Annotated in this window: 1 protein-coding gene; it reads right to left on the bottom strand. The window is 39.7% G+C overall.

The genetic code is table 11. From position 1 onward, the window contains the following. A partial coding sequence (locus KI363_RS21695) for an ABC transporter permease subunit (protein WP_212967620.1) occupies positions 1–461 on the bottom strand: 461 nt, incomplete at both ends.

The raw sequence follows: 461 nt of genomic DNA, 5'->3' as shown, positions 1-461 counted from the left end.
GACCTTCTAATAAACCTGTTTCATAGACAAACGTTTGGATAATATCGGATGTTTCCGAGTTCAAGGAGTTTTGTAAGAGTAATACTTTTTCAAAACCGACCGACATAAATTTACCGATATTCAAAATAAATAGAATCACGATCGTTGGTAAAATAGCCGGAATATTAATGTGTAGAATCCGTTGGAATCGAGTCGCACCATCCACCTTAGCTGCTTCTAAAAGTTCTGGATTCACACCTGCTAGTGCAGCTAAATAAATAATCGATCCCCAACCAAGACCTTGCCATTCACCAGACCATACATAGATGTGCCGGAACCAGCTTGGACTTGTAAGGAATTGAATGGGTTCACCGCCTAACTTCTCAATGAGAAGATTGACAATACCAGTCGTAGGATCTAAAAAGGCAATAATCATCCCGACCACTACCACAACGGAAATAAAATGTGGGGCATATGTTAAA

This window comes from Lederbergia ruris (assembly GCF_018332955.1).
GTDB classification, from domain to species: domain Bacteria; phylum Bacillota; class Bacilli; order Bacillales; family Bacillaceae_C; genus Lederbergia; species Lederbergia ruris.
Note: the sequence above shows the minus strand (reverse complement) of the source record. Positions and strands in the feature narration are given on the sequence as shown.